General features: G+C 35.3%; 23 protein-coding genes, 2 tRNA genes, 1 rRNA gene and 2 riboswitches. Of the genes, 8 read left to right on the top strand and 18 right to left on the bottom strand.

Annotated elements, in window-relative coordinates; all coding sequences use genetic code 11:
• The 12 genes from G634_RS0103670 to G634_RS0103615 all read right to left on the bottom strand — a co-directional run.
• Window positions 1–291 (bottom strand): 16S ribosomal RNA (locus G634_RS0103670); the annotation flags it as partial.
• 377 nt (window positions 292–668) lie between these two features.
• Window positions 669–757: transfer RNA gene (locus G634_RS0103665), tRNA-Ser, on the bottom strand.
• A 99-nt stretch (window positions 758–856) separates the two neighbouring features.
• Window positions 857–942: transfer RNA gene (locus G634_RS0103660), tRNA-Ser, on the bottom strand.
• 675 nt (window positions 943–1617) lie between these two features.
• Window positions 1618–2337, bottom strand: a complete 720-nt coding sequence (ispD, locus tag G634_RS0103655; RefSeq protein ID WP_026504152.1) for a 2-C-methyl-D-erythritol 4-phosphate cytidylyltransferase — start codon at window positions 2335–2337, stop codon at window positions 1618–1620.
• Window positions 2338–2452: 115 nt separating this feature from the next.
• Window positions 2453–3568, bottom strand: coding sequence for a tRNA (adenosine(37)-N6)-threonylcarbamoyltransferase complex transferase subunit TsaD (gene tsaD / locus G634_RS17865; protein ID WP_051233661.1), 1116 nt, complete (start codon window positions 3566–3568; stop codon window positions 2453–2455).
• Between the two features lie 62 nt (window positions 3569–3630).
• On the bottom strand, window positions 3631–4701 hold the full coding sequence (locus tag G634_RS0103645) for a DUF6715 family protein (protein ID WP_026504151.1): 1071 nt from the start codon (window positions 4699–4701) through the stop codon (window positions 3631–3633).
• A gap of 41 nt (window positions 4702–4742) precedes the next feature.
• On the bottom strand, window positions 4743–5666 hold the full coding sequence (locus G634_RS0103640) for a ribonuclease Z (protein ID WP_026504150.1): 924 nt from the start codon (window positions 5664–5666) through the stop codon (window positions 4743–4745).
• A gap of 164 nt (window positions 5667–5830) precedes the next feature.
• Window positions 5831–7033, bottom strand: coding sequence for a tRNA (adenosine(37)-N6)-threonylcarbamoyltransferase complex dimerization subunit type 1 TsaB (tsaB, locus tag G634_RS20700; protein ID WP_026504149.1), 1203 nt, complete (start codon window positions 7031–7033; stop codon window positions 5831–5833).
• Between the two features lie 48 nt (window positions 7034–7081).
• On the bottom strand, window positions 7082–7516 hold the full coding sequence (gene tsaE / locus G634_RS0103630) for a tRNA (adenosine(37)-N6)-threonylcarbamoyltransferase complex ATPase subunit type 1 TsaE (protein WP_035798741.1): 435 nt from the start codon (window positions 7514–7516) through the stop codon (window positions 7082–7084).
• 86 nt (window positions 7517–7602) lie between these two features.
• Window positions 7603–8382, bottom strand: coding sequence for a heparan-alpha-glucosaminide N-acetyltransferase domain-containing protein (locus G634_RS0103625; RefSeq protein WP_026504147.1), 780 nt, complete (start codon window positions 8380–8382; stop codon window positions 7603–7605).
• Window positions 8383–8761: 379 nt separating this feature from the next.
• Window positions 8762–9394, bottom strand: coding sequence for an ECF transporter S component (locus G634_RS0103620; RefSeq protein WP_026504146.1), 633 nt, complete (start codon window positions 9392–9394; stop codon window positions 8762–8764).
• A gap of 74 nt (window positions 9395–9468) precedes the next feature.
• Window positions 9469–9604, bottom strand: a riboswitch (FMN riboswitch).
• A gap of 113 nt (window positions 9605–9717) precedes the next feature.
• Window positions 9718–9951, bottom strand: coding sequence for a hypothetical protein (locus G634_RS0103615; RefSeq protein ID WP_026504145.1), 234 nt, complete (start codon window positions 9949–9951; stop codon window positions 9718–9720).
• Between the two features lie 139 nt (window positions 9952–10090).
• Between G634_RS0103615 and G634_RS0103610 the strand changes: the two genes are divergently transcribed.
• The 5 genes from G634_RS0103610 (at window position 10091) to ribH (ending at window position 15180) form a co-directional block, all read left to right on the top strand.
• The gene (locus tag G634_RS0103610) at window positions 10091–11104 is read left to right on the top strand and encodes a biotin--[acetyl-CoA-carboxylase] ligase (RefSeq protein WP_026504144.1); all 1014 of its coding nucleotides are present in this window, start codon (window positions 10091–10093) and stop codon (window positions 11102–11104) included.
• A 130-nt stretch (window positions 11105–11234) separates the two neighbouring features.
• A riboswitch (FMN riboswitch) is annotated at window positions 11235–11380 on the top strand.
• Between the two features lie 150 nt (window positions 11381–11530).
• Window positions 11531–12682 (top strand): bifunctional diaminohydroxyphosphoribosylaminopyrimidine deaminase/5-amino-6-(5-phosphoribosylamino)uracil reductase RibD, encoded by a 1152-nt coding sequence (ribD, locus tag G634_RS0103605; protein WP_026504143.1) that lies wholly within the window; start codon window positions 11531–11533, stop codon window positions 12680–12682.
• Window positions 12683–12711: 29 nt separating this feature from the next.
• Window positions 12712–13395 (top strand): riboflavin synthase, encoded by a 684-nt coding sequence (locus G634_RS0103600; RefSeq protein WP_026504142.1) that lies wholly within the window; start codon window positions 12712–12714, stop codon window positions 13393–13395.
• Window positions 13396–13414: 19 nt separating this feature from the next.
• Window positions 13415–14626 carry a bifunctional 3,4-dihydroxy-2-butanone-4-phosphate synthase/GTP cyclohydrolase II gene (locus tag G634_RS0103595; protein WP_026504141.1) on the top strand — a complete coding sequence of 404 codons (1212 nt, stop codon included), beginning with the start codon at window positions 13415–13417 and terminating at the stop codon, window positions 14624–14626.
• A 92-nt stretch (window positions 14627–14718) separates the two neighbouring features.
• Window positions 14719–15180 (top strand): 6,7-dimethyl-8-ribityllumazine synthase, encoded by a 462-nt coding sequence (ribH, locus tag G634_RS0103590; protein WP_026504140.1) that lies wholly within the window; start codon window positions 14719–14721, stop codon window positions 15178–15180.
• Window positions 15181–15284: 104 nt separating this feature from the next.
• On the opposite strand, the gene G634_RS0103585 is transcribed toward ribH, so the two are convergent.
• From G634_RS0103585 to G634_RS0103565, 5 genes are all read right to left on the bottom strand, one after another.
• Window positions 15285–16154, bottom strand: coding sequence for a carbohydrate ABC transporter permease (locus G634_RS0103585; RefSeq protein WP_026504139.1), 870 nt, complete (start codon window positions 16152–16154; stop codon window positions 15285–15287).
• Complete coding sequence (locus G634_RS0103580) at window positions 16154–17200, bottom strand: carbohydrate ABC transporter permease (RefSeq protein ID WP_442855629.1); 1047 nt, start codon at window positions 17198–17200, stop codon at window positions 16154–16156. The genes G634_RS0103585 and G634_RS0103580 overlap by 1 nt, the downstream gene beginning before the upstream one ends.
• Window positions 17201–17470: 270 nt before the next feature.
• A complete protein-coding gene (locus tag G634_RS0103575; RefSeq protein ID WP_026504137.1) occupies window positions 17471–18751 on the bottom strand; it encodes an ABC transporter substrate-binding protein in 1281 nt (426 codons plus the stop codon).
• A 147-nt stretch (window positions 18752–18898) separates the two neighbouring features.
• Window positions 18899–20563, bottom strand: a complete 1665-nt coding sequence (locus G634_RS0103570) for an alpha-amylase family glycosyl hydrolase (protein WP_026504136.1) — start codon at window positions 20561–20563, stop codon at window positions 18899–18901.
• A 13-nt stretch (window positions 20564–20576) separates the two neighbouring features.
• The gene (locus G634_RS0103565; protein ID WP_242826758.1) at window positions 20577–21563 is read right to left on the bottom strand and encodes an adenylyl-sulfate kinase; all 987 of its coding nucleotides are present in this window, start codon (window positions 21561–21563) and stop codon (window positions 20577–20579) included.
• A 392-nt stretch (window positions 21564–21955) separates the two neighbouring features.
• Here G634_RS0103565 and G634_RS0103560 point away from each other — a divergent pair, with 392 nt between their 5' ends.
• The 3 genes from G634_RS0103560 (at window position 21956) to G634_RS0103550 (ending at window position 25380) form a co-directional block, all read left to right on the top strand.
• Window positions 21956–22972 carry a LacI family DNA-binding transcriptional regulator gene (locus tag G634_RS0103560; RefSeq protein WP_026504134.1) on the top strand — a complete coding sequence of 339 codons (1017 nt, stop codon included), beginning with the start codon at window positions 21956–21958 and terminating at the stop codon, window positions 22970–22972.
• 157 nt (window positions 22973–23129) lie between these two features.
• Window positions 23130–24218: an HD-GYP domain-containing protein gene (locus G634_RS0103555; protein WP_026504133.1), complete on the top strand. Its 1089-nt coding sequence runs from the start codon at window positions 23130–23132 to the stop codon at window positions 24216–24218.
• Window positions 24219–24246: 28 nt separating this feature from the next.
• Window positions 24247–25380 carry an acyltransferase family protein gene (locus G634_RS0103550; RefSeq protein ID WP_026504132.1) on the top strand — a complete coding sequence of 378 codons (1134 nt, stop codon included), beginning with the start codon at window positions 24247–24249 and terminating at the stop codon, window positions 25378–25380.
• Between the two features lie 96 nt (window positions 25381–25476).
• Here the strand turns inward: G634_RS0103550 and G634_RS0103545 are convergent, their stop codons facing one another.
• Window positions 25477–26787, bottom strand: a complete 1311-nt coding sequence (locus tag G634_RS0103545) for a UDP-N-acetylglucosamine 1-carboxyvinyltransferase (RefSeq protein WP_026504131.1) — start codon at window positions 26785–26787, stop codon at window positions 25477–25479.
• Window positions 26788–26912: the final 125 nt, after the last annotated feature.

Genomic DNA, 26912 nt, shown 5'->3' with positions numbered 1-26912 from the left:
CTTTGGTAGGCCGTTACCCTGCCAACTGGCTAATCAGACGCGGGCCCATCTCGTACCTATAAATATTTTCACACTCCTTCATGCGAAGTTGTGCGCTTATGCGGTTTTACCAGCCGTTTCCAGCTGCTATCCCCCTGTACGAGGCAGGTTCCCCACGCGTTACTCCCCCGTCCGCCACTAAGTTTATAAATCTTCCATCCGAAGACTTCCGTTCTACAAACTCCGTTCGACTTGCATGTGTTAGGCACGCCGCCAGCGTTCATCCTGAGCCAGGATCGAACTCTCAGTTTTATATATTCTTGCTGCTCTGCTCCAAGAATCAAACAAACAGGTTATTCCAAATAGCTTCGCTGTAAACCCGTTTGTTACTTGATTCATTTTCTTACGATTTTCGCAGCAAATGCGAAAATCTGAAAGCAAGCAACAATCATACTACCAATTATTCTCTGGTTCAGAATTACACTGACTTCTCAGAATAATTCTGCTCCGCAATTGATTTAAAATCAATTGGTGATTGGTGGCTATACCAATCATAATTTACCTTGTTAGGTTTTGTTCTCTGAATTTCTTTTGTTTCAATTTAATTGAAACGCTGGAATTTTCAGGGTTGCATTACTATTTAATTGTCAAAGTTCTTTGTTGGTACTTCCTATCCTTAAGATAGAAAACGCAGAAGGAGGGATTTGAACCCTCGCGCCGCTATTAACGACCTGCACCCTTTCCAGGGGTGTCTCTTCAACCACTTGAGTACTTCTGCAATCTAGGTTGATTCATAAACCATATCCTATCGACTTAGGTTTAATCTTTTTACATAGCGACATGTCCAAATATCTCCCTGAACATTGTCCCAACCAAGCGGAGCGAAAGGGATTCGAACCCTTGTGGCGTTGCCGCCAAACGGTTTTCAAGACCGCCTCGTTATGACCGCTTCGATATCGCTCCATAAATATTACTTACGTAATCTTTTTGTTTGCGCTGTGTTTGTTCGCCGCAACGCAAGATATATATTATCAGAGTGTGTTATATGTGTCAAGCGTTTTTCAAAACTTTTTTATAAATTTTTATACCGTATTTTTGTGTTTATTTATTCGTGAATTTTTTAGTACCAAAAACCTATTATCCTCAGTAAAAACGCACTAATTATCTATAGGTTATTGTTTTCATCAAGAAAATCAATAACTGTACCGGACCAAAATTTGTCGTTAAGACAAATTTTGTCCTGCGAAGCAGGATTCTTGCCGATGATTATCCTAAATCTCAGCAAGAAGTTATGACTTCTTGTCAACTTCATTCAGAAACTCGCATTTACTGCGAGTTTCGTGAGAACAAAAGTCAAGTGGCAAACTGGTCCAAGGCGAAGCCTTTTCAAATGGCCAGTTTGCGTAGTTTTTGGAACGCAGTGACAAAAATCTATACTAAATCAAACCATTCCCCAAACATGTCTTATCCGTTTTGCAGCAAGCAAAACAATGATTTTCAAAAACAATTAGTTTTCAGAAAAATTTAAATATAGCTTCTTTAACTTCTTTCCAATAATCATCCTATAATCTCAACAAGAAACCATATCAAGCAGTCTAGTTCCTATTTCTCTGCAACCCAAAGTTTCATCTTATGTAATTACAACATTGTCCTAATAATGTCTTCGGCAGTCCTTATATCCTCCGGAGTTGTAATCTTTATATTGTTATAGGAGCCTTCTATAAGCTTAACCCTAACATCAGAAAGAGTTTCAACAACCATGGCGTCATCTGTAATGTTAATTCCTTTTTTCTTTAATTCTTCGCTTTTTTCTTCCAGCTGATCATACAAATCCAATATTAGCTTATATTCAAATGTTTGAGGGGTCTGCACAAGCCAAAGTAAGCTTCTATTTGGAGTTTCAATTGCAAATTTATTTTCATCAATTATTTTTATGGTATCTTTTACAGGCATTCCCACAACGCATGCTTTGTTTTCTCTTGCTCCATTTAACGCTCGTTCAAGTATGTCTTCTGTAATAAAAGGTCTTGCTCCATCATGTATCATTACATATCGGGTATCACTTGAAAGTGCATGAAGACCGTTTCTTACTGAATCATAACGTTCTTTGCCACCTTCTACGATTTTTTTCGCCTTAGAAAAATTGTATTTTTCTACTATTTCTTTCTGGCAATATTCAATATCGCCTTTAGAAACAACTAAGACAATTTCTTCTATAAAACTTTCCTGAAATTTTTGGAGAGCATAAAAAATAAGCGGTTTTCCATTTACCTCCATATATTGCTTTTTAACTTTACTATGCATTCTGCTACCATTTCCAGCAGCAAGTACTACAGCTGATGTCTTTTCTTTTTCCATTAGCAGTTATTCTCCAGTTTAAATACTTTATTCCAATCCCCAAAATAAGTCGTCTTTATATACCTACTTATTTTCCTATCAAGATTTTTTATACGTTCTTTTTCTAGCCAGAATATTATTTTTCTTTCTTATAATTTGCATGAAATTTTCGTTCACGTTCACCAAGAGCAAGATTTGGTATAGCATTTAAATCTAGCCCACTTCTTGTTCCCTTCAAATACTCATAGTATCCGGCAGCACCAATCATTGCTGCATTATCTGTGCAAAGAATTGGAGATGGTCTATAAAACTTCACGCCTTCTTTTTTACACGCCTCTTCAAGAGAAGCACGTAGAGCAGAATTAGATGCAACTCCTCCGGCAATTGCTAGTTTATTACATCCATATTCTTTGACAGCTTTCATAGCATGTTCAGTTAATACACCTACCACTGATTTCTGGAAGGATGCAGCAAGATCATTTTTATTAACTTCCTGTCCTTGCATATTGGCCATATTAATGTAGTTTAAAACCGCCGATTTAAGTCCACTAAAACTAAAATCATATTCCGCATCATTTATCTTTGCCTGAGGAAATTCTATTGCATCCGGATTTCCTTCTTTAGCTGCTTTATCTATTTTAGGACCGCCTGGATAGCCTAATCCTATTGCTCTTGCAACTTTATCAAAAGCTTCTCCAGCTGCATCATCTCTTGTCTGACCTATTATTTCATACTCGCCATAATTCTTGACTACGACAAGATGAGAATGACCTCCAGATACAACAAGACACACAAACGGTGGTTCTAAATCTTTATTTTCAATATAGTTGGCACTAATATGTCCCTCTATATGATGTACACCAATAAGAGGTATATCTGTTGCAAAGCTTAATGCCTTTGCGGCAGATACACCAACCAAAAGTGCTCCAACAAGTCCCGGACCATAGGTAACAGCTATCGCATCGATATCTTTTAATGATACTTTTGCTTCCTCAAGTGCATTTCTTATGCAGTAGTTTATCTTTTCAACATGCTTTCTTGAAGCAATTTCAGGTACTACACCTCCGTATATTGTATGAAGAGCTATCTGTGAAGATATAATATTAGATAACACTTCTCTTCCATCTCTTACAACTGCAGCTGCTGTTTCGTCACAGCTGCTTTCTATTGCCAAAATTGTTATATGTTTTTTTTCTTTTAATTCCTGTTCATCTGTTTCTGATGTCCTTGTTTCATCAAGTTTTACGGACATCATTATCATTCCGTCTTCTTCTGTTGTCTTATCAATTTTCATTTTCTTACTTCCAAATCTTATTACTTTTCATCTGTTTCAAACGTCTCCCATCCGACAATTTTCCACAGATTATTGTTATCTTTTCTCAGCGTGAAGGAATATGTAACTATCTGTCTACTTGCTGTACTACGCATTGAGAACATGCATTTTAACTTGCTACATTCTCTTCCATCAACTGTACTGTAGACAACATCTTTCTTGTCATCTACTACAAAAGCTGCCATGGTAATACCATCACTCTTTTTCTTGTATACTTCCTGTCTAAGAGCATCATTAATATTTCCCGGCTGATTAGCAATTAATTCTTCATCATACAGTGCCTGCCGAAGATTTCCAAGCTTTTCAAACTGAGCATCTGTCACTGTATCATTATAGAGCTGTTTGGTGACTCTAGAAAACAATTCTACTACTTTTTCTGGTTTTTCAGGGTACTCAGAAGAAAGATCCATGCCAAGTAATCTATCAAGTTCCGGTGTATCATCTTCCTCTTTTATCTGCCATCCAACTATTTTCCAGTGCTTTCCGCTTTCTGTTTCCTGTCTCAATACAAAATTGTAGTTAAAAGTATTTGCCTGTGCTTTCTGACGCACAACAAACTGACAATCAGTTGATGCCATTTTTTTATCATCATTTGTATAATATTTCACATCGCTTTCATCTGCTAAAATATACAAAGATATTGTTATTTCTTCTTTTTTCTTAGAATCTATCTCTTTTTTCATAGAAGCTGCATAATTTTCATAGCTTCCCTGATTTTCCTGAAGTTCTTTGTCCAGCAATTTGTAATTTTGCTCTAACAACTTATCTAATTGCTGCTTTGTATACTCCTCATTATAAGTAGCCATCATTATTTTGGCATATAATTCTACTACGCCGTTTGCTGTCCCTGGATATGCATTATCAAGATTCAATCCTGTAAGTTGATCTACCAAAGGCATTTTAGAAAAATCATTTGCATTCTCTGAAGTATCATTGTTGAGGACTCTATTAAACTGCATAAGAATTCCCCATGCTACAATTCCACCTAAAATAACCATTGCAAAAACTTTCATTAATGCACTTTTTTTAGCTTTACTTGATTTTTCTGACATAGCATTGTCCTTTCCATAATCCAACAAAACAATTATTGATGTTACTCTTCAGGATATACTAATGTTGTCATTCTTCCATCTTTTGCAGCTATAGTTTGAGGAAAAATACTCTTTGCTTTGGGTAAAAAATCTTTTGGATTCATAAGTGCCGGACTGTAATGGGTGAGCCAAAGTTCTTTTACATTGGCTTTAAGTGCCAGCGTTGCAGCTTCTGAAAAAAGCATATGTTTATGCTCTTTTGCTTTAGGAAGTTTTTCATCTTCACCATACATTCCTTCACAGATAAACAGATTTGAATTTTTGGCATTTTCCAAAATGCTTTCGGTAGGTCTAGTATCTGTTGTATACGTAAGGTGTATGCCTTCTCTTGGCTTTCCAAGAACCATATCACTTGTAAAAACTTTTCCATCTTCTGTTACAATAGTCTCGCCTTTTTGCAAACGTGACCAATAACTTACCGGAATATTATTTTCTTTGGCTCTTTCTACTGAGAATTTTCCAGCTCTTGATAATTTAAAACTATATCCATAACAGGTAACATTATGATTAACTTTAAAAGCATCAATCGAAAATCCGGGCATATTATCTGGTTCTATACGCTCAAGTGGACTACCAAATTCTTTAAACTTTATTTCGAAAGGAAGTTCAGGTGCTATTATCCTAAGACTATTTACTACTTTTTCAAGTCCTCGTGGACCCATCAATGTAAGAGGCTCCTGCCTTTCTGCATTTCCCATTGTAAGAAGCATTCCCGGAAGTCCGGAAATGTGATCTGCATGATAATGAGTAAAGCAAATAATATCAATAGGATTAGGGCTCCACCCAACCTTTTTCATTGCAATCTGTGTAGCCTCTCCGCAATCTACCAAAATGCTTTTTCCATTATATCGAAGCATTAGCGAAGTCAAATATCTATATGGAAGCGGCATCATTCCACCGGTTCCAAGCAAACATACATCTATCATTAAATCCTCTGTTCTACTTTCTTTTTTATACGTACTACATTGATTATCGGTTTTTATAAGTCAAACTTTAAGCAATCATCACGTATAGTTGATGTTTGTTATTTTTAATAGTGACAATAACTTTTTAAATGTCAGCTACTCTTTTACCATTATAATCTATCTGGTTATTTTCTAAGCCAATATATAACTGCATCATCTTTGGGCTGATCATAAAAACCCGGTCTTATTCCTTCTGATACAAAATGAAGTTTCTCATAAAGCTTTATGGCTGGCATATTATTAGATCGTACTTCAAGAGTATAATTCTCTATTCCTATTCCTTTTCCTCTTTCGAGAAGCTGATGAAGCATCTTGCTGCCTATTCCTTCATTTCTACATTTATCAGAAACTGAAACATTGGTAATTTCGCCATCTCCTGAGATATTTTGAACACCACATAAGCCAACAATCTCTTTATTTTTTTCTGCAACAAGGTAAATAGTATCTTCTCTATTCATTGCATTTTCAAGCTGGCTTCTAGTCCATGCCTCTTTTCCAAGATTACTTTGTTCAAGGTAAGCAGCGCTATCTAAATCTTTTTCTGTCATAAGACGTATGAAGACTCTTTCTGGAAGTCCTGTCTTTATAGCTGTTTTTGGAAGATTCGTTTTATCAGCTGCTGTACGCTCTGCCTGAGAAGGTCTTAAATAGGTAGGCGAAGCATCGTCTGCAAGAATAGCTTTTCCTTCTTTATAGTATTGTTCTGCAATAAAACTTAATGAAGCAGCATTTTGTCTGTTGTTCATTAGCGGCGCACAAGTATATGGAACTTTCAGGAGTTCTTTTATTTTGTCTTTATATACCGGAATTGCATCCCCAAGAAGGATAACCTCTTTATTTAATCCATTAAGAACACTTACTATTTCTTCGAGTGATAATGCCTCCTGCTCTTTTACTACTCTAAAATCATAAGAGCGTTCAAAATCATCATCTTTTTTCTCGACAAATTCATAAACTCCAGTATAAACCTGCATACGTCTTGCATCCATCATCGGACAGACTATTTTATCTGTTCCATAGAAATTCATTGCCATTGCATCTAATGTAGGCACTTGAATAAGTGGCTTATCAAGTGCAAGGCAGAGGGCTTTGGCTGTAGCAAGTCCAATTCTTAGTCCAGTAAAAGAGCCTGGGCCATTTGCTATTGCTATAGCATCTACCGAGTTTAAATCAAGATTGATTTTCTCCTTTATGTCATTTATCATCGGCATAAGGATTTGTGAATGTGTTGTTTTAAACTGTATTGAAAATTGTGACATAAGCATGCCATCGCTAGAAACAGCGACTGTACATGTCATTCCCGAAGTATCAATTGCTAAAATTTTCATTTTCTTTTCTTTCTAAACTACTTTTTATATATTATTTTGACAGATGGATTATATTTGGGTGACTGTTATCAATCTATAATCTAATCCCTGTGATAAATCTTTTTCAATAACAACTTGAGTATAGTGTTCTGGAAGAATTTCTTCTATTAAGTTTGCCCACTCAATCAGGCACACTCCTTCACCATAAAAATAGTCTTCATATCCGATTTCATCCATTTCTGAAATATCACCAATACGATATACATCAAAATGATAAAGTGGAATTCTTCCTTCTTCATAAATCTGGACAATAGTAAAAGTCGGACTATTAATCGGGCCTTCAATACCTAACCCCTTGGCAAGTCCCTGGGTAAAAACCGTTTTGCCTACTCCAAGATCACCAATTAGAGTAATTACAGTGCCTTTTTCAACACTTTCGCCTAATTTTTTGCCAAAATCAAATGTTTCTTCTGGATTATTGGTTTGTATCTTCTTTATATTCATATAACACACTTTCTATTATAATTAAACAAAGCGAAAATTGTTACAAAAACAAGCTATAAGCAAGTAAGTAGTAACGTTTTTAACGCCTATATCATATCATAATAATGAAAAAACATCATCAAAACATAGCTAATAAGATATAATACAACCTGATGGAGCATATATATTATTAATGCATGTCTGCCTATTATATCAAAAATCGGAATCCTTTTTTCAAGTACGCAAAACTTTTTTCCTTTTTCAATTTCATTTAACACTATGCGTGATATATAAAATCCACATAAATATAAAAACATCCAAGGTATTATTGGAAAATAGTCCGAAGAAACAAAACCTTCATGCTTAAATCCTAAATAGGTTGTAAAATAGTTTCTATATAAAAATCGTGGTAACTCAATTAGTTTTTTGCCAAAAAATTGAAGATTACCCATTCCTGTTTTATAGGTAACAACGAATAACAAAAAGAATAAAACCACTCCCAAAACTGATGGGATTTTGATAAGTGCTTTTTTAAAAACTCCAGTAAAAAACATAGCTGATCCTATTAATGTCAAAATTCCAAAGTAGATTACATTTTCAGGTATTATAAGGGAAGTAACTATTGTTATAATAATTCCAAGAATAAATATCTTTACTCCTCTTGTGACAGTGTGTTTGGAAAAAGCAGCGCAAAATCCAGAAATAACAATAAAGCTCATACATATTGATTGTTCCCATATAAGAGCTTCTCTTTCGAAGAACCACTGCAGATTAAATCCTAAAATATAAACCAAATCCCAACAAAAGTGGTACAAAATCATGCTGATTATAGTAATTCCTCTAATGGAATCTATTAAACTTAGCCTTTTCACATCTGTTTTTTCCATATTGAAAGTCCCTGCCCATTCTTTTTTCTTCACAGTATTTTCACATTCTTTTGTGCTTCGTTTAAGTTTATATTTTTATCATAAAACCATCGAAAGCAATAAACAACTTGTTACTAGATATGGTTACACAAAGTTTTTTGTTTTCGGTGACAATCTTTTCATAATTGCTTCCAGATAGAATCCCTCTCTATTTGGAGCCCCTCAACCCCTATCTAACTCGAGTAGGGCACTCACCTTTTAGAAGCACAACTAAAAGGGCCTCATTCATAAATGTCTATTAAACACTCAATAACATTTATGGACACAATAAAAAGGTTACTTGTCAAAGGATATGACTTGTAACCTTTTTTTCAATTAGTTTTAGACTTACTTTCTTGTATTATCTATTGTATTTTCCCTTGATTAATGGAGAAACACTCTTATAAAGAACAAATGTCAAAATAGAATCAGCAATTCCCTTAAGAAGGGTAAATGGAACATTAAAAATCAAAAGGCTTGCTTCAATACTGTGAACAAAAGGAAGAATATCGTTATAAGCCTTGAGAATTAACGCTTTATCCATAAACTGATAATAAATAGGATATACAATAAAAAGGTTGAAAGGATATGACATAATCGCCATAGCAATTGAGCCTGCTGCCACTCCTATCATTGCACCTTTCTTAGTCATTGAACGCTGATAAATAAATCCTGCTACTCCAGTAAATACCGCTCCAAGAAGAAAGTTTGAAATCTCGCCTACCCCAAAACTTCCTGACATAAGTACATGTAGAAGATTTTTAATAAACTCAATCAACACTCCATAGATTGGTCCAAGTGCGAAAGCTCCAATAAGAGCCGGAAAATCCGAAAAGTCAAATTTAATAAAAAACGGCATAAAGAACACTGGAATTTCCAGAACCATCAGCACAAATGCAACAGCTGAAAGAATTCCTGTAGCAGTTATATGACGAACATTCACTTTTTTCTTTGATATTGTTTTTGACATTTTTTTGTTTAAAAAATTATCCATTTTTCCTCCTAAAAAAGTAATAAAAAAAACCATACCATGAGTAGATAAACTCAGGGTATGGTAATACACAAAAAAATTTTCTTCTCTCATCCAGACTTAAAGCATAGGCTTTACACTGTCGGTACCAGAATCTCACTGGTTCATGCCTTTCGGCTCGCGGACTTCTTTCTCACCGCCGGTTGGGATTTGCACCCTACCCTGAAGAATCTTCTATTCAATATTTCATTTTAATTTTTACATCTACATTCTATATCGGTAATAAGTAAAAATCAAGTTACATTTTTAATTACTTGCTTTAACCTGACTAGAACAACAAATTCTTTTTACATTATAAAAGAATCAAAGCTAAGCTTTGCATCATCGCATAATCTAGCGAATACATTTACAGCAAGATTCATAACGTCTGTATAAGCATCATCCCTTGCTTCAACAATAAGAAAATTTTTATCTTCTGAAAACTCAACGCTAATACAACCTTCAACTGCACTAACTTCCTTCAAAGCTGCACTTGCCTTCTCATCTTCGATTTTCTTGGAAACGCTATATTTTCTCTTCATTTCTATCTCCTCAAAAAATAATCGTGTTTATTAACATATATATATTACTCTTTTACCGAAAATAACTCAATAAAAAATATAAAAATAACAATTTTTATGGTATTATGTAGATACAGTGCGTATTTAGAAGGGAGTAAAGATGTCTACAAGGGAAAAAATTTTTTCCATTCTTGATAGTAATAAAGGAACTTATTTTTCTGGAGAGCAGCTTGCCTCAGAACTTGGTGTATCTAGAGCTGCAATTTGGAAAGCTATTAAAACTTTACAAAAATCAGGTTACAAAATTGATGCTGTCACTAATAAAGGCTACGCACTAAGCTGTTGTAATGATGTTCTTAACGAAAGTCATATTAGATCATACTTAAAAACAGATTCTTTCAATCTGGAATTTCAAATAAAAAATGAAGTCACATCTACTAACCAAATAGCAAAAGACGATGTTTTATCAGGAAAGTATCAACATAATAATAATCATATTGTGGTCATTCTTTCTGATAAGCAGACCAAGGGACGAGGTCATGGAGACCACAAGTTTTTTTCTCCAGATGGAACAGGATTATATATGAGTCTTTTGTTAATGCCATGCAAACTTCCTTTCAGCAAGACAGACTCCAGATTCCTTACTTGCATCGGTACACTTTCTATGTGTAAAGCTTTAATAGACTTAAGCAACAAAAAAATCGGGATCAAATGGTTAAATGATCTTTTTCTTGATAAAAAGAAAATAAGCGGTGTTCTGACTGAAGGTGCATTTGATATGGATACTGGTTTTCTTGAATATGCCGTAGTTGGGTGTGGAGTAAATCTCTATCCGCCTTCAGAAGGTTTTCCTGATGAACTGCAAAAAAGTGCCGGATACGTTTGGGAGGAAAAGTTTGATGATGCAAGGAACAAAATATGTGCACTGTTTTTGGATTATTTTCTAGGCTACTACGAACGATTCTTAAATGGCGATAAATTATGTTTTGCAAAAGAATATGAAAAGTTATGCAATACCCTTGGAAAAACTATTACTGTTCACCGGCAGAACTCTTGTCAGAAAGCTCTAGTCCTAGAACTTGATTCTAAATTAAGGCTACATGTACTCTATAATGATGGAAAAGAGGATTATCTGACAAACCAGGTTTCAAATATCGTTACTATTTCAAAATAGTAGCAGGCATTTTTGTGCTTACTTCGATCAAATTGTAAAATCAGGTGTTGACATAAAATAATTTTTATTTTACTATTTACATAAATTATGATTTTTTACTGAAATTTCAAACAATTTCGTTTAAGAATTTAATATTCTTCAGGGCAGGGTGTAAATCCCGACCGGCGGTAACAAACTTTTTGTTTGGAGTCCGCGAGCCGTAAGGCATGAACCAGTGAGATTCTGGTACCGACAGTGTAAAGCATTCGCTTTAAGTCTGGATGAAAGAAGATTGATTTGGCAATAGCTAATATAGTTCAAGTTATTGATTTATTCACAAAAAATGTTTAGCTTAGAACAATTATTAGCTATTGTTTTCGCAAACTACTGCCCTGAATTGTTTCAGGGCTTTTTTTGTTGCCCAAAACTATTGTAAAGGGGTTAAATATGGCTGAAAAAAAATACATGAGAAGGGCAATTGAACTTGCAAAACTTGGTGAAGGATTCGTATCCCCTAATCCAATGGTAGGTGCGGTTATAGTCAAAGACAACCAGATTATTGCAGAAGGTTACCATGCTAAATACGGAGATTTACATGCAGAAAGAGCTGCTATTGCAAACAGTACTAGCTCTCTGAAAGACTCAACACTCTATGTGACATTAGAGCCTTGCTGTCATTTTGGAAAACAGCCACCTTGCACAGATGCTATTATTGAATCTGGAATTTCTAAAGTTATAATCGGCTCCGATGATCCAAACCCTTTTGTAAACGGAAAAGGTATCCGAATTTTAGAGGAACATGGAATTGAAGTTGAAACACATTTCCTGAAAGAAGAATGTGACCAGCTTAATTCTGTTTTTTTTCACTTCATAAAAAATAAAACTCCGTACGGCATCTTAAAATACGCGATGACTCTAGATGGAAAAATATGTACATCTTCCGGTGATTCAAAATGGATAACCGGTGACAAAGCCAGAAAATATGTGCATCATCTCAGAGGAAAATATACTGCAATTATGGCTGGTATAGGCACTATTATCGCTGACAACCCTATGCTTAATTGCAGAATGGCTGGAGCCAAAAATCCAATCAGAATTATTTGTGATACAAACCTTAGGATATCTGAAAACTCGAATATAGTTAAAAGTGCAAAAGAAATCAAAACTATAATTGCCTGCAAACCTTTTTCTACTATAGATGCCACTACTTACTCAGATACATACGATACATATTTACTCCAAAGTATGCAAAAAAAATCTGAAGCACTTAGAAAAAACTTCTGTGAAATATTAGAAATTCCTATTGATTTCAAAAGCGGTCATATAGACGTGGGAATTCTATGGAAAAAACTTGGTCAAATGGGAATTGATTCAATCCTTATAGAAGGTGGCGGAACACTAGCTTATAGTCTTATTGAGCAAGATTTAATAAATAAAGTGTTTGCTTTTATAGGTCCAACTATTATTGGAGGTGCCAAAGCCAAGACTCCAGTTGAGGGAAAGGGCATTTGCCTAATATCTGATGCATGCTCTTTTCAATTAGAAAACATTACTAAAATAGACAAAGATTTATGTATAGAAGCAATCCGAAAAAAATAGATTTGTAATTAGATTATTTAGGAGGAAATGTGTTTACAGGTATTATTGAAGAACTAGGAAAAATCACATGTATAAAGAATGAATCCGTATCTGCAAAAATTTCTATAAGCGCGCACAAAGTTCTTGAAGACGTCGCAATTGGAGATTCAATTGCAGTTAACGGCATCTGCCTTACTGTGACAAGTTTTACAAAAGACTGTTTTCAGGCTGATGTTATGCCACAAACTATGCGCAAAAGCAGCTTATCTGCAGTAACCAAAAACTCCTTTGTAAATCTTGAAAGAGCTATGTCTGTTTCTAAACGCTTTGGTGGGCATATTGTTTCAGGACATATAGATGGAACTGGTATTATCACCAATATAAAAACTGAAGAAAACGCTGTTTGGTTCTCTATAAAAGCTACTTCAGATCTTATGAAAACCATCATAGAAAGAGGCTCTATTACAATTGATGGAATTAGCCTAACTGTTGCAAAGGTTGATTACAGTCAAAATGTATTTGAGGTTTCAACTATTCCCCATACAAGAGAAGTTACTAACCTTAAATACAAAAAAAGAGGTGATTTAGTAAATCTTGAAACAGATATAATCGGAAAATATGTTTATCATTTGATGAACATACCAAATGACACCATTAATGCTATGGATAACGTGAAACCAGTTAATAACAAAGGTCTTTCATTGGATTTTTTAGCATCAAATGGATTCCTATAAATATAATCATGGAGGCTATATGAAAACTTTTAATACTATTCAACAAGCTATTTCCGAATTACAAAAAGGTCACTTAATCATGGTAATCGATGATCCTGATCGTGAAAATGAAGGTGATTTAATATGTGCTGCTGAATTTGCAACTACTTCCAGTATAAACTTTATGGCTACAAATGCAAAAGGACTAATATGCATGCCTATGTCCGAAAAGTACATAAAAAAACTTCAGTTTCCTCAGATGGTAACCAATAACACTGACAACCATGAAACTGCCTTTACTGTATCCATAGACCATGTATCAACAACTACTGGAATATCCGCCAAAGAACGAAGTGTTACTGCATTGGCTGTAATTGATGAGAATTCAACTCCTGAGGATTTCAGGAGACCAGGACATATGTTTCCTCTTCTTGCCAAAAAAAACGGGGTGCTTGAAAGAAGAGGCCATACCGAGGCAACAGTTGATTTATGCCGCCTTGCGGGTCTTAAAGAAGCAGGCCTTTGCTGCGAAATAATGCGTGAAGATGGAACTATGATGAGAACCACAGAATTATTAGAACACGCTGATAAATGGGGACTTACCGTAATAACTATCGCTGATCTTATTAAATACAGAAAAGAAAATGACATTCTTATAGACAGAGAAGCCACTTGCCATCTTCCTACTAAATATGGCGATTTTACAGCTATAGGATATGTAAATCGTTTGAACAATGAGCACCATGTTGCTCTAGTAAAAGGCGACATTGGAGACGGAGAAAATGTACTTATACGCGTTCATTCTGAATGTCTTACCGGTGATACTTTTGGATCTCTTAGATGCGACTGCGGACAACAGCTTTCAAGCGCCATGAATCAAATTGAACACGAAGGTCGAGGAATTCTTCTTTATATGAGGCAGGAAGGTCGAGGAATTGGACTTATTAATAAGTTAAAAGCTTATACTCTTCAGGAACAGGGCATGGATACCCTTGAAGCAAATCTTGCACTTGGCTTTGCAGGTGACGAGCGAGAATACTATATCGGGGCTCAGATTTTGAGAGATTTAGGTGTTCATTCTATTAGGCTTCTTACCAATAATCCTGACAAAGTATATCAGTTAAAAGCATATGGATTAAGCATCAAAGAACGTGTACCTATTCAAATGCCAGCAACATCTTTTGATTTATTCTATTTAAAAACAAAGGCAAGAAAAATGGGACACATTCTAAACTATAACAATAATAATTAATCTTGGTTCTCAATAATAAAAACAATTATTGTAATAAGTTAAAGTTCATCGAAAATACATTTTTTAATCAGATGAAGGAAAAGAGGTTAAAAATGGCAATTATTGAAGGAAATTTAGTAAACAGTAACATTAAAATCGGTATTGTAGCAGCTCGTTTCAATGAGTTTATTGTAAGCAAACTTATAAGCGGTGCCAAAGATGGTCTGATTAGACACGGAATTAAAGAAGATTATATTGATACAGCACTTGTTCCTGGAGCTTTCGAAATTCCTCTTATCGCCAAAAAAATGGCCCAAACCAAACGTTATGATGCTATCATCTGTCTTGGTGCTGTCATCAGAGGTTCAACAAGTCATTATGATTACGTTTGTAGTGAAGTTTCCAAAGGAATTGCAACTGTTTCTCTTGAAAGTGGAATACCGGTTTTATTCGGAGTTTTGACGACCGATACTATTGAGCAGGCAATTGAAAGAGCAGGGACCAAAGCAGGCAACAAGGGCTACGAATGTGCGCTTGGAGCAATTGAGATGGTTAACCTTATTAAGAATATCTAATTCATTTACACACTTACAAGCCGTTAGTCTTTGGTTTATTTATTTAAAAAAAGGAGTTATGCCCAAGGGCACAACTCCTTTTAGTATTAACAAATTAGTATTTCTTAACCTTTTACAGCACCATCGACCATACCTTGTACAATCTGCTTCTGTCCAATGAGGAAAATAATAACCATTGGAATTACAGCAAGAAATGCTGCTGTAAGAATCATATTCCACTCTTTTACATAAGAACCAACGAAAGCCTGAACTGCAACAGGAAGTGTCTTAACTTTTCCTGACAATCCAAGCATCATGCTAGGAAGAAGGAAATCGTTCCAAATCCACATACCATTAAGTATAGTAACTGTCATAATAACCGGCTTAAGCATTGGAAATACAATCTTAAAGAATGTCTGTTCTGGAGTACATCCATCTATATATGCAGCCTCTTCAAGTGTAAATGGAATACCTTTAATGAAACCGTTCAAGATGAATACTGTCATAGCTCCACCAAAACCACAGTATGCGAAAATAATACCAGGAACTGACTGCAACATACTGATTCCTATAAACTTACCTGTATCTCTAAATGTGGATACCAAAGGAAGCATAACAACCTGGAAAGGAATAATCATTGATGCAATGAATATATAATAAATTCCTTTAGACCATGCTGTATGATTACGACAAATTACCCATGCTGCCATTGCTCCAAATAATGCGAGTAAGAATAATGAAATAACTGTTATAACTGCAGATGTTCCAAACGCAGACCAGAATTTAAAATGTGTATTATTAACAACATCATTTAAGTTTTTTACGAATGTTGAAAAACCAGCATTTTTAAATCCAATAGGATCTTCTGTTATTGATGTAGAGTTCTTAAATGCACTAAGAACAACTATAAAAAATGGATATAACACATAAAGAGCTACTACAATTGCTATAATCATTTCAATAAGAAATGTACTAAATTTAGGCTTTCTATTCATTACATCTCCACCTCCTTCTTATTAGAAATTCTTACCTGTAAAATAGATACTGAGGCGAGAATGATGAAGAACAATACTGCCTTAGCCTGTCCAAGTGAATAATTATCCTGCTTTGTAGCTGTCTGATAAATGTTAAGAGCAAGCATTTCTGTTCCATTTGACAAATATGTATCCATGAAATCCAATGAGCCTTTACCTTTTGTAAGAGCAAGGTTTACATCGAACTGCTTAAACGCAGATGTAAGAGTAAGGAATGTACATATTGTAAATGTTGATGCAATCATAGGTATCTTGATAAGGAAAAGCATCTGGGAACCATTTGCACCATCAATAGATGCAGCTTCAATTACATCGCCAGGAACCTGTGTAAGTCCTGTAATGTAGATAAGCATAATATAACCTGCATACTGCCATACATAAACAATAATGATAGCAAGAAATGCTGTTCCGGTTTCAGCAAGCCATGAATACTGCTGATTCAAAAGCTTTGTGAGTACATTTGCAAAAATAAACTGCCATATATAACCAAGTACAATACCACCAATGAGGTTAGGAAGGAAATATGATGCTCTAAAGAATGCAACACCTTTAATCTTGGATGTACAAAGAAGTGCAAGCAAAAATCCTACAAGGTTAACCAGAATCATATTGAAAATAACAAATAATGCAGTTATAAGTATTGACCATATAAATGAAGGCTGTTTAAACATCTTAATATAGTTTTCAAAGCCTACAAATTTTGTCATCTGTATTCCGTTCCAGTCTGTAAATGAGTAAAACAAACCTAAGAACAAAGGAATGATAACTGTAACAGCAAAAGTAAACAAAAGCGGAAACAAGAACAATACATTAATAATTGTTCTATGGTGCTTTAATGTTGGAAAAAAGTATAATCCAGCTATTATTAGTAGCGCTCCGATTATAAGAAGTGGGCCTCGTGCCGCATTTTCTGAATTTGAAAAGTCCATTACAAGTGCAGCTACCATTGAGACAGCACCCGCAATTAAACATACAAGAGAAGTGATCTTTCTCCCAGGTGAAAGCATATTCATTCCTCTTACCTCCATTTCTTTAATAAAACTTTTTACTTTCTTTTCGCTCGCTTTGCGCGTTTTTATCAGGTTCTTCTCCTCCCCTTTGGCCGGAAAAAGAACCGGCTAAAAATGCGCAAACCTTTCTGATGATTAGTATTTATTGGGGCAGATAATTCTTACATACTTTACATATCAGCATAGTAAAAACTTATCTGCCCCTCTATATTCATTCAGGTATTGACAGTAGTTTTTTACTACTATCACATTTTTGCAATACTAAAATTATTCAGCATAGTATCCGCTAATAACTTTAGATATCTTATCAACGAATCCCTTGGAATCAATACTTCCCTTTGCATAATCTGCAAATACCTGACATGTCTCATTTTCAAGACCTGTCTTCTTAAGGAATGTATGCCATCCACTTGTCTTTCCTGCCTGCATGTACTCGATTACATTTGCTGCGAATGGATCTGAAGGTGTATATTTACAATTATCAAATGGGCTGATAAGACCTGCATCATTTACAAGAATGTTCTGAGCAGAATCTTCTGAACACCACTGAAGGAATGCTTTTGCTGCATCTACATTACCCTTGGAATATACTGCCCAGTAAGAAGATGGTCCAGCAATGATTGTATCAATACCATCATCAAATGCGTAAGGAGCAAAACCAACCTTGAATCCCTTGTAGTTCTCATTTGTTGTTAATGAAGCACCTATCCAAGATCCCTGTGTTACAAATGCATACTCACCTTTTGCAAAGTTACCAACCTGATTATCATAAGTTCCATCTACAAGAAGTGCCTTATCAGAATACTTGTTAAGTAAACCAATAAAGTCTGCAAACTTCTGCATACGAGCATCATCAATCTTTCCACCGTCATTTAGAAGATCTATATACTTAGTATCGTCAGCTTTAAGTCCTGCATCAAGATACTGACCAAAAATATGTGTACCAGTTGACCATCCAAGGTTAGCTGGCTCTGCACAATATCCAACTACTGCTGTGAGACCAAGTTCACTCTTTTTGCTGTCAATTTTTTCGAATGCTTCCTGAATCTTTGCAGGGGATGTAAGTGTCTTAGGATCAACACCTGCTTTTTCGAGAACGTCTGCATTATATGCAAGACCTGTTGCTTCTACCTGATAAGGAAATCCAATTGTTCCCATCTTGGAATCAACATACTCATATTGAGTATTCTCTGTCCACTTTTCACCAGAAAGATCAGCGAGGTTTCCCTCCCAGTTAGCAAACTGATTTGTTTCAGATACGAAGATATCTGGCATATTATCTGACTGGAAATAGGTCTTAAGAGCATCAGATGCAGATGTATCACCACCGATTGATTCAATCTGAACTTCATGACCTGTTTCTTCTTTGTACTTAGCCGCAAGGCTCTGAAGCTGTTTATCAATCTCAGGCTTTCCGTTTACAAGACGAATTGCAGCTGATGAATCTGAATTATTTCCTGAATTTGAATTGCCATCTGATGAAGAACAAGCTGTAAGAGCTGCTGTCATAGCTCCGACAAGTAACACTGCTAATACCTTTCTTTTCATAAGAATCCTCCTTAAATTAACAGATACCTCGTTTGTAACCCATTATGCTAAGAGATATCTATCTATGTGAATTTGTTTAGCATAATCATTTACTATAAGTTGAGGGCATCTCGCCCTCAACTACGTATAGGGAATTACTAATCTTTTTTATGTTGTCTCAATTGTGAATGAATAATCTGCAAAATCAGCATGAAGTGTAGCTGTATGTCCTTCATTTTTCCAAGACATTTCTAACTTGTTTCCATCAACCTTCTGTGAAAACTCTGCATCAAATCCAAATGCCTTACAAGTATTACGCATACGAAGAAGATCAAGCTGTTTAACTACAACATCATTCTTAAGTCTAGAATCAATATCTTCAGGCTTTATGTTGGTTCTGTTGATTTCCTTATGTCCGCCTGCTCCTGCATTTGCTACAGCATCGAAATCATTCTTACCTGCGAATAAATCAAGATACCAAACCTGTGGTTTTCCAGGCATAAACATCTGAATAGCTCTTGCAAGAAGCATCTTTTGGTCGTCATCTCCAAGTGCACTATAATAAGTTGCATTAACCTGATAATACATATTCTTTGCACCGTGAAGATTCTTGATAAGTCCGCCTCTCGATACAATTGTATCAATAAGTCCCTGAATCTCTTCATCCGGAAGAAAACCTTTAAGGTCAAGCATTGGAATTCCATCATGACATCCAAGCATGTTGACTGCACGAATCTTATTGTCGTACATCTCTTGTGCCCAGCGCATAAGGTCTTTTCCGTTTCTTTTCTCAATCGCATCGATAAGAAGTCCCGGAAGGAAGAAATCGTATGTCATATAGCCTTTCTTTGCTACTGTTTCATAAATCTTCTCTCCGTAGCTTGCATGAATCTCTGGAAGAAGCTGTACATTGTACTTATTTGCAAGTTTTCTGACTTTTTCCAAGAGTTCCCAAGTATCCGGATCATTGAGGAAATTCTTCTTGCCTGGTGTCTTTGGTGCATAGGCGAATGCATCAAGACGAACTATCTTTGCACCATATTCAGAAAGCGTTCTAAGCGTATTCTCATAATGCTCCCAAACCAAATCTGAATTTATATTCAAATCCATCTGACCTAGATATTTACGATTACTCTCAAGAAGATCTATGCACCCATCTTTGTATTTTTCAAAACCAGTAAAATCAATTTCATTTGGTGTTTTACCAGCTTTCAATTCACTGTTGATACGCCTAGAAAGCTTATCTGCTGTAAGATACTGCATGGACATCTTATCCATTAAATCCATTGCATCAAATTCCGGATAACGAACTTCCTGATAAAATGTGTTCCAATATGGAACATCAGTTCCATCTGGCATGCGAACCATAAGAATTGGAAGTCCAGGCTTTCTGAAAAACATATCTTTTATATATTTCTCGTCTGGCTGGATATATCCTTCTTTCGTCATTTCTCCGCATCCATCCCAAAACTTATTCCAGTTGATGAAAAAATCCTTATATTTTGAATTTTCACCATTTTTAATCAAATCTTGAAATTGTGGTGAAAGAACTGAAGCATGATTCAAGATAAAATCAAGTTTTAAATTCATTCCCAGTGCACGAAGCCTATCTAAATCTTCTTTAGAACCAAGCTGTTCATTTATTCCATAATCTATAACAGAAAAACCTCTATCAAGATCTGTATTAAAGATACTAGGTAAAATATAAAATGACTGAAATACATCTTTAAGTTCAGGCTTCTCTAAGAATGAAACGATATCGCCAAGTGTACCACCAACACTATCTGGATAAGCATTAAGCATTGGCCCATTATCTGTATATTTAGTACTCATTTATATTTTCCTTTCAAAACTGTCCATCCATAAGCTTACAATACTCATCGTAGCTTATTATTTTTCCATCTTTTGATATGATAATCTTTGCTTTATGTGCCTGATTATGAAGTTCACGTTGCTCAATGTTAAGAACAAGAGTTGTAAATGCACTATCAACCTTACCATCTCTAGCACGTGATCTGCGGTGAGCAAGTGTTTCCTCAGGTGTACTGTTAAGAAGAACCGGCACATCTACTCCATCTATATAGTCGCTATTACCATGTGTCCATTCAACTATAAGAACCTTTGTATCACTAAAGTCAACCTCATCATACCAAAGACTGCTCATGTCTCTTCCCATTCGGCGAAGCCAAATCTTGTCTGCACCATCTTTAAAAGCCTTAAGGATAGATGTAACTTCGTCATAATCTGTCTCATTTCTGGTACCAAGATATCCTGCAAGAGCCTTAGAACCAGCATCTATATATGACTTAAACCATGGATATTCATCAATGTGAGTTTTATTTGCATCATCATCTTCCTGCTGCCATTTCTGAACCAATGCGAAATTCTCAGAGTTCATAGAAGACGCATCAACCATTCCTCTAATTCCATTTTCTCTGAATACATGAAGTCTTTCAGCATCGTTGTACATAGGAATGCGGTGTGGATAGTTATCACCTGAAAGTGTGTAGCTACCGATGCCTGCCTCATTTAAATAGAATGATAAAAGAGATGCAATTTCAGACTTTCCAACACCAGATCCGCCACATACACATACAACAGTTCTTCCATATGGATTCTTCTCTGCTATTGGAGCAAGAAGTCTTGCAAGTTCAGGAAAAATCGTTTCAGCCTTTGCAACATGACTATCTTCAATTTCAATTTTATCTCCAGGCATATCTCCATGCGGAATATTTTTGTCAGCTGGAACCGTTGCCGGTTTCTGATTAACAAGAGCCTGAATCTTATCAGCGACATCACTATCTAAAGCAACTCTTTTGTACTCTGTATTCATAAAAAATCCTTTCCACCAATAAATCTATTTTTTGTTTATAGATATTCTTTATATCGTTAATTATATAATAGCCAGTACATAAAATCAAATGAAACGTTTCACTTGTTTTCACAAAATAAACCGCTTTCCTAGCGGTATCTTTTTCAGCAACGTGTCATCTATTTTTTATTTATCATTGGCACATTTCAACAATACCAAATTTAAATCAGTTTGTAAATTAGATTAATTGCACGAAAACAAATTAATTTTTTGTGAAGTTTGACTTGTTGTATTCTTCAGTCACATGTGACATTATTATGATAGAGGCGTAAAACGTTTCATTTTACGTGCATGTAAGTACTTTCACAATTTCCGGTAACAATTTGTTTTACCGCATATAAAGGGACTATTTTATGGCTACTATTAAAGATGTTGCAAAAGACGCTGGGGTTTCTCTTGGAACTGTTTCCAAGGTACTAAACGGTATACATGTAAGCGATGATTATAGAATTAGGGTTGAAGAATCTATAAAAAAGCTGCATTACCACGTTAATCCAAATGCGCATGGACTAAAAGCGCAAAAAACAAATGACATTGCTGTCATTGTTCCGACACTGATGAATGCTCTTTTTCCTCCCATGCTTGATGCTATTGAAAAAGAGCTAAATACATGTGGCAAAAGGATGCTCATTTGCATTTCACGTAATGATGCATCTAAAATTAATTCTTATGTTTCTACTGCTGCTATTAGCAGAGTAGATGGAATTTTTGGTGTTACCTATTCAAAAATTAAAGATCCATCGCTAAGCGGTGTTCCCATGGTTTCTTTCGATCGTCATTTCAACGATAAAGTTCCATGTATTGCCTGTGACAATGAAGGTGGTGGATATCTTGCAGCAAAAACTCTTCACAAAAAAGGATCCAAAAATCTTTTGTGCCTTTGGGCTGGATCAGATTATGACTCGGAACCAATTCATAGGATTGATGGTTTTAAAAAGTATTGTGAAGAAAATGGAATAGAGCATAATGTGCTTAGTTTTATGGATTATAATCAAGCGGATACAGGTTTTATGTATCCATCTGATAATTACAAAAAACTTGTTCATGGTGTTCTATCAAACAATATATTATCTGATGGAAAATTCAAATATGATGGCGTTTTTGCAAGTTCCGATCATCTGGCATACATTCTTTTGAACGAGCTTCGTCAGAATAATGTTAAAGTACCTGAAGATGTACAGATAATTGGTTTTGACGGAATGGAGGATTACATAACTGGAGTTCCAGTTATTTCAAGCATCAGACAGCCAATAGAAGAAATTGCAAGAACTGGTATTCAAATTCTTCTTAAAATGATTGATGGAGAAAAGGTAAAAAATGTCACAAATATTCCCGTTAATTTTGTAGAAGGTGGAACTACACGTTCCTAACACTTAGTTCTATCATTTTAGGCTACCACAGATGTGGTAGTCTTTTTGAATATAAAAAACAATAATTACTAATGCATTACAAATTCCGGCTTGTATGGTATGATTAATGTGTTATCGCAGTGTTGTTAATAAAACATATTTGAATAGAGGATTATCTATGAAACGTGTCTTAACAGCTAACCTTTTACCAGGGATGACCCTGGCTGAAAATGTTTACACTTACAATAACGAACAATTAATTCTTACCGAAGGTACTACTTTGACTGATCAGTCTATCACCAAATTGGAATTCTATGGAATAATCAATGTCATGGTCGAAGATTCCATAACTCCTATAAAAGACAATGTCAGTTATTCAGATAACAGCACTCTTTCCTATGCTCAGAGATTGCAGCAGACAAATGAATTTAAACAATTCAAAGCCGATTTTGAAAATGCATCAAGCAGTTTTGAAAATTGCATAAACAAAATCATCAATGGTGAATGTGATTTCAATCTTATTGATTTTACAGATCCTATTTATAACCTTCTTCAGCAGACCTGCAGTCCTTCTAATGTCTTCGACATGCTTCATAGTCTAAGACAGTATGATGATGCAACGTATATTCACTGTGTTAACGTTTCTCTTATCAGCAATGTGCTAGGTCAGTGGTTAAAATTCTCTGATGAAGATTTAAAGCTTCTAACTGTCGCAGGTCTTTTGCATGACGTTGGCAAGATTATGATTCCAGATCAAATAATCACAAAACCTTCCAAATTAACCGACTATGAATATACAATTGTTCAAACTCATCCTATGGAGGGGTTTAAACTACTCAAAAATCTTAACCTTGATATTCATATAAAAAATGCCGTTCTAATGCACCACGAGCGCTGTGACGGCTCAGGATACCCACTTCATTTATCTGCTGATCAAATTGATCCTTTTGCTAAAATTGTAGCAATCGCAGATGTTTATGATGCAATGACTAGCGCTAGGGTTTATAGAGGACCATTATGTCCATTTGTTGCTATTTCCCTATTTGAAAGCGAAGGCCTTCAGAAATATGATACAAAAGCGATAATTACGTTTCTTACCAATATAGTTAATACTTATCTTCTTAACCGTGTCCGCTTGAATAACGGACTAGAAGGTGATATCGTTTATATCAACCGTGATCATTTGGCCAAACCCACAATTCGCGTTGGCAGCAAATATATTGATCTTTCTCAAAACCCTGATCTTTATATTGAAGCCATAATTTAATGACTACTATGTACAAAGGATTTTATTTATGAACCAAAAAAGAATTACTTCAATTGATTTTGCAAAAGCAACATGTATTTTCCTGGTCGTCCTTGGGCACGTTTTAAGGGACGGCCTTTTCTTTTCTTTTCTAGTGCCCGCATCTGTTCCTGTCTTCTTTGTATTAGCTGGTATGACCAGTAAATGTACTGTAAGTAAAGATTTTTTGAAAAAGAAAGCAAGAACTATTCTTATTCCATATTTGTTTACCGCATCAATTAGCATTATTATTTTCATGCTTCTTGGATCTTTTGTTTCGAAAAAGCTCGGAACTTCAGCCTCCTATTCAGATTTTATGTCATCTTTATGGTTAACAATCTATGGAAGTTCTAAAAATGGCGGGCTTAGATTTAACAGATCTTTATGGTTTCTGCCTTGCCTTTTTATGATTTTCATTCTAGATTTATTTTTAGAAGTATTAACTTTACTTTTTCAAAAAACTGCGAAAAATAAAACGCTTGTTATATCAAGAATTCTTTATTCGTTGATTATCTGTCTGACTGGAAATTATATAATCACGCACTTTCCCAAGCTGTTTTTTCCTTTTCAATTAGAAACAGCCATGTGTCATTTACCTTTTTTTGAATTTGGTGCATGTATTAAGACTCTTATTCTAGATGAGATAAAAAAAGATACCACTACATCTGATAAAATTAATCTTTGCTTTAAACTTTACAAAAAAATATGCCCCAAAAAGATTGTAATGTTTTTGTATGCAATAACTTTATTTTCAGTAGGTACTGTTTTATGTGTAACCAATGGTATAACAAGTTCAAGAACCGATGAATATGGCAATTATGTTCTATTCTTTTTATGTTCTTGTTTTTTTGCAATTTCATTTTTGCTCTTCGGAAATACCTTTTCTAATATAACTGCTTTTTGGAATTATGTAGGACGAAACACGCTTCAAATACTTTGCTGGAATAAATTTCCTATTATAATGATGCAGACTCTTATAACACCTCTTGGAAAAGCTTTAAAGAATACTGATAGCATAAAAACATTAGCAATATGTATCATACCTTCTATTATCACTCTATTTATATGCCTTATCATTGGTGAAATTCAGAAAAAGATACTTCCTATAACTTTGGGTATAACAAAAAAAAGTGGTCACCAATGACCACTTTTTCTTTACTATATTTCCACAGTCACACAAGATGGTCAACTTAACAGGCTTCTGCCTCAGACCATTTGCCTTTTGAATAATTGCCAATAATTATTGCGCGATATCTCCATACCCTGCTTTCAGGCGAAATTTCTGCTCTTCTGCGTCTGTATCAACTTTTTCTATGTTAGCTCCAAGACTTCTAAGTTTTATTTCAAAATCCTCATAGCCTCGTTCAATAAACTTTATATTATCGAGTGTAGAAAAACCTTCTGCGACAAGTCCTGCAATAACCAGTGCTGCACCGGCTCTAAGGTCAGGAGCACTCATATCTGCACCTGTCATTCTCTCTACACCTGTTACTATCGCTGAGCTACCTTCAACCTTGATGCTAGCTCCCATACGTGTTAATTCATCAACATACTTAAATCGATTCTCAAAAATACTTTCAGTAACAATGCTGATTCCACTTGCCATAGCAAGAGCGACAGTAATCTGAGGCTGCATATCTGTTGGAAATCCAGGATACGGTAGAGTCTTAACATGTGTAGCTGTAAGTCTCTTTGTAGCTACTACACGAACCGCATCATCAGATTCGTGAATCTGACATCCCATTTCTTCAAGCTTAGCACTAATGGATTCAAGGTGCTTAGGAATAACATTTTTAATTGTGACATCACCATGAGTAGCTGCTGCTGCTACCATAAATGTTCCAGCCTCAATCTGATCCGGAATAATAGTATAATCAGTTCCATGAAGTTTCTCAACTCCACGAATTCTAATCACATCTGTACCTGCACCTTTAATATTAGCTCCCATGCTGTTAAGAAAGTTAGCTATATCAACAACATGTGGTTCCTTAGCGGCATTCTCAATAATTGTAAGACCTTCAGCCATACATGCTGCCATCATAATATTAATAGTAGCTCCGACAGATACCATATCAAGATAAATATGACTCCCTACGAGTTTCTGAGCTTTTGCATTTATTATTCCATGCTCAATAAGAACTGTCGCGCCAAGAGCACTGAATCCTTTGATATGCTGATCTATAGGTCTTAGTCCTATATCACATCCGCCAGGAAGCACAACCTGTGCATGACGGTATTTCCCAAGAAGCGCACCAATAAGATAATAAGAAGCGCGAATCTTCTTAATAAACTCATTCTCAATTGTATGATTTTTAACCTGTGAAGCATTTATTACTACACTATGACGATTCACTCTGTCAATTATAACGCCAATGCTCTCCATAGCCTGAAGTAATACATTTGTATCACGCTCATCAGGCATATTATCGATATGAACTGAATCATCGGTCATTGTAGCAGCAGCAAGTATTGCCAATGCTGCATTTTTTGCACCACCAATCTCAACCTCACCAACAAGAGGCGAACCACCTTTGATAATATATTTTTCCATTTTATCCTCAAATACCAGTTGTCAACACACCTTTGTATATCCCAACCAGCCTCTCAAATTTAATCATATATAGAGCTAAGAGTCGCATTGCAACCCGCTACATAGTTATCATCTTACCATAAGAA

The sequence above is a fragment of the Butyrivibrio sp. NC3005 genome (assembly GCF_000424545.1).
GTDB lineage: Bacteria > Bacillota > Clostridia > Lachnospirales > Lachnospiraceae > Butyrivibrio.
The sequence above is the reverse complement of the archived record's forward strand: the minus strand, read 5'-3'. Positions and strand labels throughout refer to the sequence as shown.